Annotated in this window: 16 protein-coding genes, 2 tRNA genes and 1 pseudogene; 8 read left to right on the top strand and 11 right to left on the bottom strand. The window is 54.5% G+C overall.

From position 1 onward, the window contains the following. Window positions 1-51: 51 nt before the first annotated feature. The 6 genes from WFO64_RS21340 (at window position 52) to WFO64_RS21315 (ending at window position 5,075) form a co-directional block, all read left to right on the top strand. Entirely contained in the window at window positions 52-360 is a 309-nt protein-coding gene (locus tag WFO64_RS21340) for a phage tail assembly protein (RefSeq protein WP_090965641.1), read from the top strand. A gap of 14 nt (window positions 361-374) precedes the next feature. Beyond that, window positions 375-494, top strand: a complete 120-nt coding sequence (locus WFO64_RS21335; protein ID WP_033786692.1) for a GpE family phage tail protein — start codon at window positions 375-377, stop codon at window positions 492-494. Continuing rightward, a complete protein-coding gene (locus tag WFO64_RS21330; protein ID WP_337014112.1) occupies window positions 487-3,192 on the top strand; it encodes a phage tail tape measure protein in 2,706 nt (901 codons plus the stop codon). The genes WFO64_RS21335 and WFO64_RS21330 overlap by 8 nt, the downstream gene beginning before the upstream one ends. After that, the gene (locus tag WFO64_RS21325) at window positions 3,189-3,674 is read left to right on the top strand and encodes a phage tail protein (protein WP_137244589.1); all 486 of its coding nucleotides are present in this window, start codon (window positions 3,189-3,191) and stop codon (window positions 3,672-3,674) included. The genes WFO64_RS21330 and WFO64_RS21325 overlap by 4 nt, the downstream gene beginning before the upstream one ends. Continuing rightward, window positions 3,674-4,774 (top strand): phage late control D family protein, encoded by a 1,101-nt coding sequence (locus tag WFO64_RS21320; RefSeq protein WP_442956172.1) that lies wholly within the window; start codon window positions 3,674-3,676, stop codon window positions 4,772-4,774. Before WFO64_RS21325 ends, WFO64_RS21320 begins: the two co-directional genes overlap by 1 nt. Window positions 4,775-4,844: 70 nt before the next feature. Then, on the top strand, window positions 4,845-5,075 hold the full coding sequence (locus tag WFO64_RS21315; protein ID WP_074399310.1) for an ogr/Delta-like zinc finger family protein: 231 nt from the start codon (window positions 4,845-4,847) through the stop codon (window positions 5,073-5,075). Between the two features lie 146 nt (window positions 5,076-5,221). Here the strand turns inward: WFO64_RS21315 and rplS are convergent, their stop codons facing one another. The 5 genes from rplS to ffh all read right to left on the bottom strand — a co-directional run bounded on the left by rplS (window position 5,222) and on the right by ffh (window position 8,730). Beyond that, complete coding sequence (gene rplS, locus WFO64_RS21310; protein ID WP_003849035.1) at window positions 5,222-5,569, bottom strand: 50S ribosomal protein L19; 348 nt, start codon at window positions 5,567-5,569, stop codon at window positions 5,222-5,224. A 42-nt stretch (window positions 5,570-5,611) separates the two neighbouring features. Next, window positions 5,612-6,376, bottom strand: coding sequence for a tRNA (guanosine(37)-N1)-methyltransferase TrmD (trmD, locus tag WFO64_RS21305; protein WP_337014107.1), 765 nt, complete (start codon window positions 6,374-6,376; stop codon window positions 5,612-5,614). 35 nt (window positions 6,377-6,411) lie between these two features. Continuing rightward, a complete protein-coding gene (rimM, locus tag WFO64_RS21300) occupies window positions 6,412-6,960 on the bottom strand; it encodes a ribosome maturation factor RimM (RefSeq protein ID WP_337014105.1) in 549 nt (182 codons plus the stop codon). A gap of 18 nt (window positions 6,961-6,978) precedes the next feature. Beyond that, on the bottom strand, window positions 6,979-7,227 hold the full coding sequence (rpsP, locus tag WFO64_RS21295) for a 30S ribosomal protein S16 (protein WP_003849041.1): 249 nt from the start codon (window positions 7,225-7,227) through the stop codon (window positions 6,979-6,981). 141 nt (window positions 7,228-7,368) lie between these two features. After that, window positions 7,369-8,730 (bottom strand): signal recognition particle protein, encoded by a 1,362-nt coding sequence (ffh, locus tag WFO64_RS21290; protein WP_337014103.1) that lies wholly within the window; start codon window positions 8,728-8,730, stop codon window positions 7,369-7,371. Between the two features lie 164 nt (window positions 8,731-8,894). On the opposite strand from ffh, the gene WFO64_RS21285 reads away from it, so the two are divergent. Together WFO64_RS21285 and WFO64_RS21280 are read left to right on the top strand one after the other, a co-directional pair. Continuing rightward, window positions 8,895-9,695, top strand: a complete 801-nt coding sequence (locus tag WFO64_RS21285; protein WP_337014101.1) for a cytochrome C assembly family protein — start codon at window positions 8,895-8,897, stop codon at window positions 9,693-9,695. A gap of 15 nt (window positions 9,696-9,710) precedes the next feature. Continuing rightward, the gene (locus tag WFO64_RS21280; protein ID WP_337014100.1) at window positions 9,711-10,997 is read left to right on the top strand and encodes an HlyC/CorC family transporter; all 1,287 of its coding nucleotides are present in this window, start codon (window positions 9,711-9,713) and stop codon (window positions 10,995-10,997) included. A gap of 57 nt (window positions 10,998-11,054) precedes the next feature. Here the strand turns inward: WFO64_RS21280 and luxS are convergent, their stop codons facing one another. The 6 genes and pseudogenes from luxS to WFO64_RS21250 all read right to left on the bottom strand — a co-directional run bounded on the left by luxS (window position 11,055) and on the right by WFO64_RS21250 (window position 15,028). After that, on the bottom strand, window positions 11,055-11,570 hold the full coding sequence (gene luxS, locus WFO64_RS21275; protein ID WP_337014099.1) for an S-ribosylhomocysteine lyase: 516 nt from the start codon (window positions 11,568-11,570) through the stop codon (window positions 11,055-11,057). A gap of 149 nt (window positions 11,571-11,719) precedes the next feature. Further along, window positions 11,720-13,326: pseudogene (gene gshA / locus WFO64_RS21270) on the bottom strand (glutamate--cysteine ligase). Between the two features lie 31 nt (window positions 13,327-13,357). Beyond that, entirely contained in the window at window positions 13,358-13,786 is a 429-nt protein-coding gene (locus WFO64_RS21265) for a YqaA family protein (RefSeq protein WP_337014097.1), read from the bottom strand. After that, a complete protein-coding gene (gene yqaB / locus WFO64_RS21260) occupies window positions 13,783-14,349 on the bottom strand; it encodes a fructose-1-phosphate/6-phosphogluconate phosphatase (protein ID WP_337014096.1) in 567 nt (188 codons plus the stop codon). Before yqaB ends, WFO64_RS21265 begins: the two co-directional genes overlap by 4 nt. A 455-nt stretch (window positions 14,350-14,804) precedes the next feature. After that, window positions 14,805-14,881, bottom strand: a tRNA-Arg gene (locus WFO64_RS21255). A 70-nt stretch (window positions 14,882-14,951) separates the two neighbouring features. After that, a tRNA-Arg gene (locus tag WFO64_RS21250) sits at window positions 14,952-15,028 on the bottom strand. Window positions 15,029-15,061: the final 33 nt, after the last annotated feature.

Raw genomic sequence — 15,061 nt, 5'->3', positions numbered from 1 at the left:
CCGGCAGGCCGCGCGCCTGCCGCTTATCTCTCTTTTTAACGGAAAAGCACCATGACTGATAAAACCACGCCAAATGAAAAAGCCGTTGAGCTGGACACCCCGATCCTGCGCGGCAAAACAGAAATCACCTCCGTCACCGTGCGCAAGCCGCAGTCCGGTGCGCTGCGCGGCACCCGCCTGCAGGCACTGCTGGACATGGACGTGAACGCACTGATCACCGTGCTGCCGCGTATCACCACCCCGGCGCTGACCACGGCGGAAATTAACGAAATGGACCCCGCCGATCTGGTCAGCCTGTCGGTGGAGGTGGTCACTTTTTTGCTGAAGAAGTCGGTCCTGTCGGATTTAGCGACGGCCTGACGGTAGACGATCTGGTGGCGGACATCGCCACCGTCTTTCACTGGCCGCCCTCCGTGACCGAGTCCATGACGCTGACCGAGGTGCTGGAGTGGCGGCACAAAGCAATCCTGCGACACAGGGCCAGCGATGAGTGATAAAAATCTGCGTTTACAGGTCGTGCTGGGCGCGGTCGATAAGCTGACGCGCCCCTTCCGCAGCGCCCGCGACAGCACGCGCGAGCTGGCTGGCACCCTGCGCGACACGCGCAACACCCTCAAGGCGCTGGACGCACAGGCCGGGCGCATTGACGGCTTCCGTAAAACCCGCTCACAGCTTGCCATCACTGCTAACAACCTTAAAGCCGCCCGCGAGGAAGCGGCGCGGCTGGCCGTGCAGTTTACGGAAACAAACAAGCCCACCGCTGCACAGGCCCGCGTGCTGGAGCAGGCAAAAAACCGCGCCAGCCAGCTGCAGCAGACTTACAACGGGCTGCGCCTGTCGGTGCAGCGTCAGCGTGAGGCGCTGGGCGCTGCCGGTATCGACACGAAGAAACTGAGCCAGGCACAGCGCGAACTGAAAAGTCAGTCGGACGAGGCGCGCGCCGCCATTGACCGGCAGCAGCAGTCGCTTAAAAAGCTGGGAGATGGGCAGGCACAAATGCGCGCGGTACGTGAGCGCTATTCACGCTCGCTTGAGGTGCGCGACCGCGTGGCCGGTGCCGGTGCGGCAACGTCCGCCGCCGGACTGGCAATGGGCGCGCCGGTGCTGGCTGCCGTAAAGTCTTCAGCGGCAATGGAAGACGCCATGAAGGGCGTGGCAAAGCAGGTCAACGGGCTGCGCGACGACAGCGGCAACCGCACAAAGCAGTTTTATGACATGCAGGCCGCCATCAAGGCCGCCAGTGAGCAACTGCCGATGGAAAACGGCGCGATAGATTACGCCGCGCTGGTTGAGGGCGGCGCGCGCATGGGCGTGACTAACCAGAACGATTCTTATGAGGACCAGAAGCGCGACCTGATGGCCTTTGCCACCACGGCGGCGAAGGCGTCTACCGCGTTTGAGCTGCCCGCCGGTGAGCTGGCTGAAGGGCTGGGCAAGATTGCGCAGCTGTACAAAATCCCCACTCGCAACATTGAGCAGCTGGGCGACGCGCTGAACTATCTGGACGATAACGCCATGTCCAAAGGTTCAGACATCATCGACGTGCTGCAGCGCATGGGCGGCGTGGCCGACAGGATGAACTTCCGTCAGGTGGCGGCACTGGGTTCAACATTCCTGACGCTGGGTGCCACCTCTGAGATTGCGGCCAGTTCCGCTAATGCAATGGTGCGCGAGCTGTCTATAGCCACGATGCAGAGTAACCGGTTTATGGACGGCATGGACCTGCTGAAACTGGACCCGGCAAAGATTGAAAAGCAGATGACCACGGATGCGATGGGCACCATCATGCGCGTTCTGGAAAAGGTTAAAAAACTGCCGGATAGCAAGAGAGTGCCCGCGCTGACAATGCTCTTTGGCAAGGAGTTCGGTCCTGCAGCGGCAAAGCTTGTCAATAACATGCCTGAGCTGCGCAGGCAGCTGGCGCTGACACAGGGGGATGCTGCAAAGGGTTCGATGCAGAAAGAATCTGACATTAACAAGGATTCACTTTCCGCACAGTGGATGCTGACTAAAACCGGCGTGTCAAACACCATGAGCGGCTTGGGCGATTCACTGCGCACGCCGCTGATGGACATCATGAATATGGTGAAGAAAGTCACTGGCGTGACCCGCCGCTGGGTGGAAAACAACAAAGAGCTGGCGGGCACGCTGGTAAAAGCAGCGGCGGTCATATCCGTGATTGTGCTGGCGCTGGGTACGCTCATGATCGGCCTGGCGGCGGTGCTTGGGCCGATGGCGCTGCTTCGGCTCAGCTTTAATGTGCTGGGAATAAAAGCATTCAGCGCGTTTGGATTAATAAAAAGCGCCATCCGCATCGTGGGGAACGGCGTGCTGTGGCTGGGACGGCTGATGATGGCAAACCCGATTCTGGCCGTTATCGGGCTGATTGCCGCCGGAGCGCTTCTTATCTGGCAGAACTGGGACACGCTGGGGCCAAAGCTTGCCGCCATCTGGGACGCTATCAGCACAAAGGTCAGCAGCGTCTGGACTGCGATCCGCACCTACATCAGCACGAAGTGGGGTGAGATTGTCGCCGACGCGAAGGCCCTGCCCGCACGTTTTCAGGAGGCCGGTTCACAGATGATTGACGGGCTGATGGCGGGTATCAGCCAGAAGCGGGACGCGATTAAAAACAAGCTGTCGTCACTGACCGACTACCTGCCGGACTTTCTTAAGCCGGGCGGTGATAAGACCGGCGGGCCGCAGCTGCCGCGCCCGGCAACAGTCAAAACGGGCGGCGGTGTATCCCTGCCGCCGGGCGGGTTTCCCGGATTTGCGGGCATGTACGACAGCGGCGGCTTCATTCCATCCGGGCAGTTCGGCGTGGCCGGTGAGAACGGGCCGGAACTGGTCAGCGGTCCGGCGAACGTAACCAGCCGCCGTAGCACCGCACGGCTGGCTGCACTGGCGGCGCTGACGCTGGGCGGCACCGGAGCAACGGCGGAGGCGAAGCCGCTGCACCCGCTCAGCCTGCCGGTTCAGGCGTACCGGCAGGAAGCACCGCGCATGAGTGGCAGCGCTACACAGGCAGCTGCGCCGCAGATTCACGCCTCCTTCACCATCGTGCAGCAGCCGGGGCAGAGCCAGCAGGATCTGGTTGATGAGGTGATGCGCAGGATAGAGGCAAAAGAGCGGCAGGCGCAGGCCCGCGCCCGCAGCAGTTACCGGGACAGGGGAGGATTTGAGGAATGATGATGACGCTGGGCTTATTTGTTTTCATGCTGAGGACGGTGCCCTATCAGGAACTGCAGTATCAGCGCAGCTGGCGTTTCCCGTCAAACAGCCGCGTAGGAGTGAGGCCGTCGCTGCAGTTCTTAGGCCCGGACAATGACACGCTGACACTTTCCGGCGTGCTGCTGCCGGAGATTACCGGCGGCAGGCTGTCGCTGTTTGCGCTGGAGCAGATTGCAGAGCTGGGCCGCGCGTGGCCGCTTATTGAGGGCAGCGGGACGATTTACGGCATGTTCGTGATTGAAAGCCTGAGTCAGACCAAAGCGGAGTTCTTCAGCAGCGGCGTGTGCCGCCGTATTGAATTTACGCTGACGCTGAAGCGCACCGATGAATCGCTGGGGGAAATGTTCGGCAGCCTCAGCGATCAGTTGTCTGCCATGCAGGGCGCAGCAGTTACCGCAGCAGGTAAAGTCAGCGCAGCAGCGGGAGGGTTATTCTCATGATGACAACCCCGTGGATTAACGGCCAGCAGAATTCCCCCGCCTTCCGGCTGACGATGGACGGGGCAGACATCACGCAGAAGCTGGAAAGGCGCCTGCTGAGCCTGACGCTCACCGACAACCGGGGATTTGAGGCGGATCAACTGGACATCGAGCTGGACGACGCGGACGGCCAGCTGCAGCTGCCGCGCCGTGGTGTGGTGCTTTCCCTGTCGCTGGGCTGGCAGGATGCGCAGCTTTTCCCGAAAGGCAACTATACCGTTGACGAAATCGAACACAGCGGCACGCCGGACCGCCTGACGCTGCGGGCGCGCAGCGCGGACTTCAGGCAGACGCTGAACACGAAGCGTGAAAAGTCCTGGCACAAAACCAGCGTGGGCGAAATTGTCCGTGAGGTGGCCGGACGGCATAAGCTGAAAATGGCGATGGGTGAGGATATGGCAAAGATGGATATTGACCACCTCGATCAGACCAACGAATCAGACGCCAGCTTTATGATGCGCCTGGCTAAACAGTGCGGTGCGGTTGCCTGCATCAAGGACGGTAATCTGCTGTTTATCCGGCAGGGCCAGGGAAAGACGGCAAGCGGCAGAGCGCTGCCGGTTATCACTCTTCAGCGCAGGGACGGAGACGGCCACCGCTTCACCCTGGCGGACCGGGACGCCTACACCGGAGTTATTGCCAGCTGGCTGCACACCCGCGAACCGACAAAGAAGCCGGTGGCGAAGGTGAAGCGCAGGCGACGTAAAACCACGGCGAAGAAGAAAAAGGAGCCGGAGGCAAAACAGGGCGATTACCTGATCGGCACGGACGAGAACGTGCTGGTACTTAGCCGCACTTACGCGAACCGGGGTAACGCAGAACGGGCGGCCAAAATGCAGTGGGAACGCCTGCAGCGTGGTGTGGCAACGTTCTCAATCCAGCTGGCAAAGGGGCGCGCTGAGCTTTATACGGAAATGCCGTTGAAGGTCAGCGGCTTTAAACAACAGATAGATGCCGCGGAATGGATCATTACAACGCTGACGCACAGCCTGAGCGCGGACAGCGGGTATACAACCAATATCGAACTTGAGGTTAAAATTGAGGACTCAAGCTTACAATAGTAATATTTATTATCCTTTTGGATAATCAGTAGGTATGATCAAGTTAAATAATCAACAGGGCGAATCCTAAATGATGAATTGTCCAAAGTGCTCTCACGCTGCACACACTCGCAGCAGTGTTGTGCTCTCTGAGAACACAAAAGAACGATACAATCAATGCCAGAACATAAACTGTGGGTGTACCTTCAAATCCTTAGAAACTGTAACCGATATAATCATGTGCCCAGGCAGAGTAAATCCCGTACCGCCCCACCCTGCCCGTGGAGGCCCCAAAACGTCCCAAGGCCAACTCTGGCTCTAACCCGCTTCGGCGGGTTTTTTAATGCCTACAACTGACCACAAAAAAATCTGCGTAGCCAATCCGTGGACAAGGGCATAAAAAAAGGGGCTGGCATCACGCCAACCCCTTGTTTGCTATTAACTTTTAGATGTCGCGTTAGCGATACCTTAGTTAAGACGCTCTTTAATACGAGCAGACTTACCAGTACGCTCACGCAGGTAGTACAGTTTGGCTTTACGCACAGCGCCACGACGTTTAACAGCGATGCTGTCAATTACCGGCGAGTGAGTCTGGAATACACGCTCAACGCCTTCGCCGTTAGAAATTTTGCGAACAGTGAATGCAGAGTGCAGACCGCGGTTACGAATAGCGATAACCACGCCCTCGAATGCCTGCAGACGTTTTTTAGAACCTTCAACGACCCATACTTTCACTTCCACGGAATCACCCGGGCGGAAGGAAGGTACGTCCTGTTTCATCTGCTCTTGTTCAATTTGCTTGATAATGTTGCTCATAATTAAATCTCATATCCTGGGTAAACTGATAGTCGGGGAGGATCACTCTTCCACATCATCGTTTTGTTGCTGCTGAAATTCCCGCTGGAACTCATTCAGCAACCTTGCTTGCTCTTCAGTCAGAGCCAGGTTTTCCAGAAGTTCAGGTCTTCTCAGCCAGGTACGGCCTAGCGACTGCTTCAGACGCCAGCGGCGAATATCAGCATGGTTGCCTGACAGTAATACTGCCGGGACCTCCACGCCTTCTAACACTTCAGGTCGGGTATAGTGCGGACAATCCAGCAAGCCTTCAGAGAATGAATCCTCATCGGCTGACGCCTGCTTGCCGAGTACACCAGGAATAAACCGGGCGACTGCATCAATCATCGTCATTGCTGGCAGTTCCCCGCCGCTGAGAACGTAATCACCGATTGACCATTCTTCATCAATTTCGGTCTGGATTACGCGCTCATCAATCCCTTCATAACGACCGCAGACCAGAATTAACTTGTCCCGCGCCGCCAGTTCACAAACGCCCTGTTGGTCCAGTTTGCGACCCTGAGGTGAAAGATATATCACCCTGGCACCATCACCTGCCGCTGCTTTCGCTGCAGAGATAGCATCCCGTAAGGGTTGTACCATCATCAGCATTCCCGGTCCGCCGCCGTAAGGACGATCATCCACGGTACGGTGCCGGTCGTGCGTAAAGTCACGAGGACTCCAGCTTTGAATGCTGAGCAGACCGTTTTTTACAGCCCGGCCAGTTACCCCGTAATCGGTAATAGCGCGAAACATTTCTGGAAACAGGCTAATAACACCAATCCACATTGTATTCGCCGTTACGTTACCGTTCGATTCGGAGATCAAAAACCAGGATCCCAATCTACCTCAATGACACCAGTAGAGAGATCGACTTTCCTGATAACCTGTTCATCAAGAAACGGAATTAACCGCTCCTGAGCACCGAATGCATCCTTCAGGTTTGCCTTAACGACGAGAACGTCGTTCGAGCCGGTTTCCATCATATCGATGACTTTACCCATCTCGTAGCCTTCGAGATTAACCACCTGGCAGCCCATAAGGTCTTTCCAGTAGTAGTTACCCTCTTCCAGCGATGGCAACTGCGTCGAGTCAACCTGAATTTCGCAATTGGTTAACTGAGCCGCCGCATCCCGATCTTCAATGCCTGTGACTTTGATTATCAGGTCCTGATTATGGTGCTTCCAACCTTCCAGTTCGACCTGCTGCCATTTACCGGCGCGCTGGATGAACCAGGGTTGGTAGTTGAAGATGCTTTCAGCGTCTTCAGTGGAGGAAAACACTTTGAGCCAGCCGCGAATACCGTAGGCCGCTCCCATCTTACCCAATACAATCGGGTTAACAGGAGGCTGTGCGGCAAGTTGTCTGCTCATGCTCACCACCGTGACAGATTAAGCTGCTTTCTTAGCTTCTTTGACCAGCGCGTTAACGCGATCGGAAAGCGTTGCGCCCTGCCCAACCCAGTGCTCGATACGGTCCAGATCCAGACGCAGACCTTCAGCCTGACCAGATGCGATCGGGTTGAAGAAACCAACGCGCTCGATGAAACGACCGTTGCGTGCATTGCGGCTGTCAGTGACGACGACCTGATAGAACGGACGCTTTTTAGCGCCGTGACGTGCCAAACGAATTGTTACCATAACATCCTCTTCAGTTAATAAAACACCCGGCCCCCATCGAGGAACGGGGTCCGGGTGCTGTATAAAAAGCCCGAAAATTTTACTCATTTTGGCGCAAAAAGCAACCTAAACAGCGTCTTTTCGGGCTTTTTTGTGGAACGTTTAGCGGCCAGGAAAACCTGGCGGCATCATGCCCTTCATACCGCGCATCATTTTCGCCATACCGCCCTTCTTCATTTTCTTCATCATACGCTGCATGTCGTCGAACTGCTTCAATAAGCGGTTAACGTCCTGCACCTGCATACCAGAGCCCGTGGCGATGCGGCGCTTACGCGAGCCTTTGATGATTTCTGGCTTCTCACGCTCTTTGCGTGTCATCGAGTTGATAATCGCTTCCATGCGCACCAGCACTTTATCATCCATCTGCGACTTCACATTGTCAGGCAGCTGCCCCATACCGGGCAATTTACCCATCAAGCTGGCCATGCCACCCATGTTGCGCATCTGTTTCAGCTGCTCAAGGAAGTCATTGAGATCAAAACCGTCGCCAGTTTTCAGCTTCTTAGCCAGTTTCTCCGCCTGATCGCGGTCAACCTTGCTTTCGATATCTTCGATCAGCGACAGCACGTCCCCCATGCCGAGGATGCGCGAAGCAATACGGTCAGGATAGAATGGTTCAAGTGCGTCGGTTTTTTCACCGACACCCATGAATTTGATCGGCTTACCGGTGATATGACGAATCGAAAGCGCCGCACCACCTCGTGCATCACCGTCGACTTTGGTCAGAATAACCCCGGTCAGTGGCAGCGCTTCATTAAAGGCTTTAGCCGTGTTTGCCGCATCCTGACCGGTCATGGCATCGACTACAAACAGCGTCTCAACCGGCTTAATCGCGGCATGAACCTGCTTGATTTCGTCCATCATCGCTTCATCAACGTGCAGACGACCGGCGGTATCCACCAGCAGCACATCGTAGAACTTCAGGCGAGCCTCACGCAGCGCATTGTTAACGATATCCACCGGCTTCTGGCTGAGATCGGACGGGCAAAAATCCACCCCAACCTGTTGCGCCAGGGTTTCGAGCTGTTTGATTGCCGCCGGACGATAGACGTCGGCAGAAACCACCAAGACTTTCTTTTTGTGCTTCTCACGCAGAAACTTACCCAGCTTACCGACGCTGGTGGTTTTACCGGCACCCTGCAGGCCCGCCATCAGCACTACGGCTGGCGGTTGCGCAGCCAGGTCGAGTGCATTGTTCTCTGCACCCATCGCCGTAACCAGCTCGTTACGAACGATTTTGATAAACTCCTGACCTGGCGTCAGACTTTTATTCACATCATGACCGACCGCGCTTTCTTTCACACGGTTAATGAAGTCACGCACTACCGGCAGCGCAACGTCAGCTTCAAGCAGCGCCATGCGTACTTCGCGCAGGGTCTCTTTGATGTTCTCTTCAGTCAGCCTTCCGCGGCCGCTAATATTTCGCAGGGTTTGCGACAAACGATCGGTTAAATTATCAAACATGGTCTCTCACTTAAAAAGATCGCGAGGCGCCTGATCGGCAGAATGCGGCGGATTATAACACGAAGCCTCAGCGATCTCTGCAATTGCCCCTCAGATCGTTTGGAGCCTGCTTCGGCTGGCGCTATACTGCCTTTTTCCTTATCTGACTGAACCTGAAAGGATCTATGTTCGTTTTCGCGATAGTGGCGCTATTCGCCTACTCCTTAAGTCTTGCCCTTATCATTCCCAGCCTGTTGAAACATAACGGCGGCTGGCGGCGAATGGCGATGCTTTCTGCCTGTGTGGCGCTGGTGACGCACGCGGTGGCCTTGCAGCAACGCATATTTGCTGTTGATAGCGGACAGAATTTAAGCCTGCTCAACATTGGCTCGCTGGTCAGCCTGTTGATCTGCGCCATCATGACCATTGTGGCGTCACGAAACCGTGGCTGGCTGCTGCTGCCGATTGTTTACAGCTTTGCGTTGATCAATCTGGCCTTCGCCACCTTTGTCCCCAATGCGTTCATCACCCATCTGGAAACCACACCAGGCATGATGATCCATATCGGCCTATCGCTCTTCGCCTATGCGACGCTGATTATTGCCGCGCTCTATGCACTGCAACTGGCGTGGATCGATTACCAGTTAAAAAACAAACGCCTGGCGTTTACCCAGGATATGCCGCCGCTGCTGACCATTGAACGTAAGATGTTTCACATCACCCAGGTGGGGGTCGTGCTGTTAACACTGGTGCTCTGCACGGGTCTGTTTTATATGCAGGATCTCTTCAGCGCAGAAAACGTCGATAAAGCCGTTCTCTCTATCATTGCGTGGTTTGTTTATATCGTTTTGCTCTGGGGCCACTATCATGAAGGCTGGCGTGGTCGCCGCGTCGTCTGGTTTAACTGCAGCGGTGCGGTGCTGTTAACCATGGCTTACTTCGGCAGTCGCATCCTGCAGCATCTGCTTGTCCCTGTCTCTCGTTAAAAAGGAAGTTCTGCGTTGGAACATGTTTCAACCACCACGCTGATTATTATTCTCTGCGTCATGGTACTGGTTTCCGCCTGGTTTGCCGGGTCGGAAACCGGCATGATGACGCTTAATCGCTATAAGCTACGCCATCAGGTAAAAAACGGGAATCGCGCTGCACGCCGGGTGGAAAAGTTACTGCGGCGTCCCGACCGGTTGCTCAGTCTGGTATTAATCGGCAATAACCTGGTTAATATTCTGGCCTCTGCACTCGCCACCATCGTTGGCATGCGTATCCACGGTGATGAAGGAGTGGCGATCGCGACCGGTATTCTGACCTTTGTGGTGCTGGTCTTTGCGGAAGTGCTGCCGAAAACGGTCGCGGCGCTCTATCCCGAACGCGTCGCCTTTCCCAGCAGCCTGTTGCTGGTGCCGCTGCAATACATCATGCTACCGCTGGTCTGGCTTCTGAACACCATTACCCGTCTGCTGATGAGGATGGTGGGCATCCGTGCTGACGGTGCCATTAACTCCGCACTGAGCAAAGAGGAGTTACGCACCATCGTCTATGAGTCGCGCAGCCTAATGTCACGCCGAAACCAGGATATGCTGCTCTCTGTACTCGATCTGGAGAAAGTCAGCGTTGACGACATCATGGTGCCGCGTAATGAGATCGTCGGCATCAATATCAGCGATGACTGGAAGTCGGTAGTACGTCAGCTGAGCCACTCGCCACACGGCCGCATTGTGCTGTTCCGCGACTCGCTGGATGACTGCGTCGGCATGTTGCGGGTACGCGAAGCCTGGCGCATGATGACTGAGAAAAAAGAGTTCACCAAAGAGACGCTGCTGCGTGCCGCCGATGAGATCTACTACATTCCCGAAGGGACGCCGCTGAACACCCAACTGGTGAAGTTCCAGCGCAATAAAAAGAAAGCGGGCCTGGTAGTGGACGAATATGGCGACATCAAGGGGCTGGTGACGATAGAGGACATTCTGGAGGAGATAGTGGGTGACTTTACTACCTCAATGTCTCCGTCACTGGCAGAAGAAGTGATGCCGCAGAATGATGGATCCGTACTGATTGAAGGCAGCGCCAACGTGCGTGAAATCAACAAGGCATTTAACTGGCAACTGCCAGAGCAGGAGGCACGTACCATCAACGGCATGCTGCTGGAAGCGCTGGAAGAGATCCCAGCCATCGCCACCCGTGTTCAGATTAGCCACTACAACATTGATATTCTGGACGTGCAGGACAACATGATCAAACAGGTGCGCATCACGCCGAAGACTCCACTGAAAAAATCGGTAGGCTCCTGAAGCCAAAAAAACGCCGCAATCTACATGACGCGGCGTTTTTTAGCAGAAAAGCCCTGACTAGATGTGCAGTTCTTTCAGCTTTTCAGCAGGCAGCTTCAGATCTTCGTTACGGTTAACGCCGATCTCATGCGCCAGCACATTGCGTGCGATCTGCTGCGCTTCACCCAGCGAATGCAGCTTGTAGCTGCCGCACTGGTATTCATTCAGCTCAGGGATCTGGTTCTGATCTTTAACTTTCAGAACGTCTTCCATCGCCCCTTTCCACGCTTTGGCAACGCGCTGCTCGTCAGGCGTACCAATCAGGCTCATGTAGAAGCCAGTGCGGCAACCCATTGGCGAAATATCAACGATTTCCACACCGTCACCATTCAGGTGATCACGCATGAATCCGGCAAAGAGATGCTCCAGCGTATGAATGCCACGCTCGGTGAGGATATCGATGTTCGGGCGGCAAAAACGCAGGTCAAAAACGGTAATCGTATCACCATGCGGAGTCTTCATGGTTTTCGCAACGCGTACGGCCGGTGCGCCCATGATGGTATGATCAACGGTAAAACTATCCAGTAGTGGCATACGTCACCTCCTGTTCTGAGAATTTTTTTAAAATGATGAAACTTTTCTGTTCGCCTAACGTCTGAATATATGAAAGACGCGCATTTGTTATCATCATCCCTGACAACAGAGATGTTAATTTGGCCACATTGATGTGGCCTTTTTCTTTTCTACCCTTCCCGGCTCGCCAGATACGCTTCAAAATCCAGCTTATCATCCGCTTCCAGCTGCTGCTGTGCAGCAACAGATTCCTGTGCCTGACGCGTGAAATCTTCTTCTGCCAGAACTTCCAGCGGCTCTTCGCAGAGCAGATGGCGGTACTGTTCAGCCAGGGCCACGCCGGTTCCGGTTACACCATTGTCCTTCATTGCCTGAAGGATACGCGCCGAGTAGGTTAGCTCAGGATCGTCAAACGACGCTACCAGTTGATCGCAAACCTGCTGATATTCCGTGCTGTCCTGATTATTACTGTCTAAGACTTCAGCGACCCGACGCAGATCGGCAAACAGAGTTTTGCCCACTTCAACCAGCGAATGCTCCGCTTCTCCGCAGCCCACAGCAATTTTCTGATCCGGCTTACGTCCTTCCAGCACCACCCGATTCCAGTTTTTGCGGGTGCATTGCAACTCATCTGCACTCATTTCCGGCGCATCGGCCAGGGTACACCAGATCAGGAACAGGTCGAGGAAGCGGACCTGGTTCTCATCAACGCCAATGGCAGAGAACGGGTTGATATCCAGTGAACGCACTTCAATGTATTCGATGCCACCACGCAGGAGCGCATCAGAGGGCGCTTCACCCGAGCGAGTCACACGCTTAGGCCTGATAGGCGCATAGAGTTCGTTTTCAATCTGCAGCACGTTGGTGTTGAGTTGCAGCCAGTTACCGGCTGCATCTTTAGTGCCCATCGCCGCATACTGTTCTGACGGCGTTTTGATCGCTTTCTTCAGTGCAGTAACATAGCCTTCCAGTGAGTTAAACGTGATGCCCAGTGAGCTTTGCGATTTATTGGTGTAGCCCAAATCGCTCAGACGCAACGATGTGGCGTACGGTAGCCACATCGTGTCTTTGTCATTGGTTTCGAACGGCAGTGCGCTCTCACGGCCCTGCAGGAAGCTGGAGCTGATAGCCGGCGATGCACCAAACAGATAAGGGATCACCCAGCCGAAGCGATAATAGTTGCGGATCAATCGCAGATAGCCCGCCGAAATCGTCTCTTTTCCACTTTCCTTATCTTTAACGTCAGCCCACTCCTGCCAGAATGAGAGTGGCAGCGAGAAGTTATAGTGAATGCCGGAGATGGTCTGCATCAACGCGCCGTAGCGGTTTTTCAGGCCTTCTCGGTAGAGGGTCTTCATTTGACCGATATTGGAGGTGCCATATTGCGCCAGCTCAATATTGTCCGCATCGTCAATCACGCACGGCATACTGAAGGGCCACATGCGTTCATCACCCAGTTCACGGGCAACGTGACGATGGATATCGCGCAGGAATGCCAGCATGTGATCGATGCTGTGATCCACTGGTGTAATAAACTCTAGCAGCGTTTCGGCAAAATCAGTGGTGATCCAGTCATGTTTCAGCGCCGAACCCAGCGATTCCGGGTGGCCACTTTTTGCCAGATCGCCATTCGCCTGTACACGCAGCGTTTCACGCTCAATGCCACGGCCAATACCTTTAAGTGCATTGGGATGCTCTTCCAGCCAGGAGAGCGCTTTGGATACGTCCGGGATCACATTACCTCCCGCTGTGATAATAATTTATTTTTGTTCAGCATAATGTTAACCGTAGCCTCGAATCTGTGCGAATCACTGCCACCATTGCATTCCCTGTAATGTAGCAGTCGCGATAACGATATAACGCAGTGTTTTACCGACAGCGAGAAACAGCATCGCCGGTAGCCAGGCGAAACGTAACCAGCCTGCGAGAACGCAGAGCAGATCCCCTATCACCGGTAGCCAGCTTAATAAAAGTGCTGCAGGTCCCAGTCGGTGCAACCACGTCATTGCTGTGTCATGCCATCGCCCCTGACGTTTTAGCGGCAGCAAGCGACCAATAAGAATGTTGGTTAAGCCGCCCAAAGTGTTTCCAAGTGATGCGGCCAAAAGCAACCCGTAAACTGATGTCTTTTTTGCTATCAATAGTGCTATCAGCAGTGCTTCAGAGTTTCCCGGCAGAAGCGTCGCGCTTAAAAAACTGCTGCCGAACATCGAGGCATACGTGAGAACGTCACTCACAGTAAGCGGACATCCACCACAGCCATGCCTGCTGCCTTCGCGGCCTGAATACCAAAGTCCGCATCCTCGAACACCACACAACGTGCCGCCGCCACGCCCATCAGCTCAGCGCAGCGTAAGAAGGTTTCAGGCTCAGGTTTATGACGCTGTACGTCGTCAGCGCCGACGACTGCCGAAAAGAGCTCACGCACACCCAGTTGCGTCAGTAGCGCCTCTGCCATGCTGTGTTCGCTTCCGGTACCCACCGCCATCGGACGACGCCCATGGTACGTTCTAACCACCTCCATTAAAGGAAGTGGCTTGACGTTTTCCAGCAGTATCCTTTTCACAACAGCGTTTTTTTCAGCGGCAAGAAGATGCGGGTCGAGTGACGACTGATTGGACTCAATGATGAACTGCGCAAGCCGCCAGGCGGGTGCGCCATTAAAGTCGATAATACGTGCCTCATCCAGCATTAATCCATAACGCGCCAGTACCTGACGCCACGCTTTTCGATGTGTCGGCTCAGTATCAAGAATCGTGCCGTCCATATCGAAAATCAGGGCGTCATATTGATCGTACATTGTCACTCCGGACATTCACCAAATGAGACATTACTTTAGCCTAATGTGGGCAGGTTGTCGCCAGGGGGGATGAACAGCAAATGCTTTGAAAGCATTAGCAATTTTTGTTTTCAGATAAAGGTGATCGTGGGCGGCGAATGATAAATGTACGAAATATCAGCGTTTTTTCAACATTCTTTTGCGGACAGGCGGCAGCAGACGGGCATGGGCAGCAAAATAGAGAGCGTTGCCGCGTAAAACAGACGTTACGGGTCGCTTAAGTCAGGATGATGAATAAATGGGGCAGATTAAGGAGTAAAGCATTGCAGATAAAGCCAGTGGGAAACTGCAGAGGGTCTTTTCAGGATACTCACTCAGCTTTTGCTGCACACAGGTCGTTACTGATGTAAGGTTGTCGCTTTTAGTGAGGTCTTAACGGTAATCACGCCATGAGGCACTGACTCTACTGGAGAATATGGTGCATCCAGGAGGATTCGAACCTCCGACCGCTCGGTTCGTAGCCGAGTACTCTATCCAGCTGAGCTATGGATGCATTGGGGTCTATCTTTTGGGGTATAGCTTTTATGGATTTTCAGAAACCAACCTGAGGATGATACGAAGAATGGTGCATCCAGGAGGATTCGAACCTCCGACCGCTCGGTTCGTAGCCGAGTACTCTATCCAGCTGAGCTATGGATGCATTGGGGTCTATCTTTTGGGGTATAGCTTTTAT

Source organism: Pantoea sp. AS142, from assembly GCF_037152305.1.
Classification (GTDB): domain Bacteria; phylum Pseudomonadota; class Gammaproteobacteria; order Enterobacterales; family Enterobacteriaceae; genus Pantoea.
Note: the sequence above shows the minus strand (reverse complement) of the source record. Positions and strands in the feature narration are given on the sequence as shown.

Excerpts from the sequence above, each read along its gene's own strand:
- WFO64_RS21325 (WP_137244589.1), top strand. The coding sequence starts at position 3,189 with ATGATGATGACGCTGGGCTTATTTGTTTTCATGCTGAGGACGGTGCCC.
- rpsP (WP_003849041.1), bottom strand. The coding sequence starts at position 7,227 with ATGGTAACAATTCGTTTGGCACGTCACGGCGCTAAAAAGCGTCCGTTC.
- WFO64_RS21330 (WP_337014112.1), top strand. The coding sequence starts at position 487 with ATGAGTGATAAAAATCTGCGTTTACAGGTCGTGCTGGGCGCGGTCGAT.
- ffh (WP_337014103.1), bottom strand. The coding sequence starts at position 8,730 with ATGTTTGATAATTTAACCGATCGTTTGTCGCAAACCCTGCGAAATATT.
- WFO64_RS21340 (WP_090965641.1), top strand. The coding sequence starts at position 52 with ATGACTGATAAAACCACGCCAAATGAAAAAGCCGTTGAGCTGGACACC.
- WFO64_RS21285 (WP_337014101.1), top strand. The coding sequence starts at position 8,895 with ATGTTCGTTTTCGCGATAGTGGCGCTATTCGCCTACTCCTTAAGTCTT.
- WFO64_RS21315 (WP_074399310.1), top strand. The coding sequence starts at position 4,845 with ATGATGAATTGTCCAAAGTGCTCTCACGCTGCACACACTCGCAGCAGT.
- rplS (WP_003849035.1), bottom strand. The coding sequence starts at position 5,569 with ATGAGCAACATTATCAAGCAAATTGAACAAGAGCAGATGAAACAGGAC.
- trmD (WP_337014107.1), bottom strand. The coding sequence starts at position 6,376 with ATGTGGATTGGTGTTATTAGCCTGTTTCCAGAAATGTTTCGCGCTATT.
- luxS (WP_337014099.1), bottom strand. The coding sequence starts at position 11,570 with ATGCCACTACTGGATAGTTTTACCGTTGATCATACCATCATGGGCGCA.
- WFO64_RS21320 (WP_442956172.1), top strand. The coding sequence starts at position 3,674 with ATGACAACCCCGTGGATTAACGGCCAGCAGAATTCCCCCGCCTTCCGG.
- yqaB (WP_337014096.1), bottom strand. The coding sequence starts at position 14,349 with ATGTACGATCAATATGACGCCCTGATTTTCGATATGGACGGCACGATT.
- rimM (WP_337014105.1), bottom strand. The coding sequence starts at position 6,960 with ATGAGCAGACAACTTGCCGCACAGCCTCCTGTTAACCCGATTGTATTG.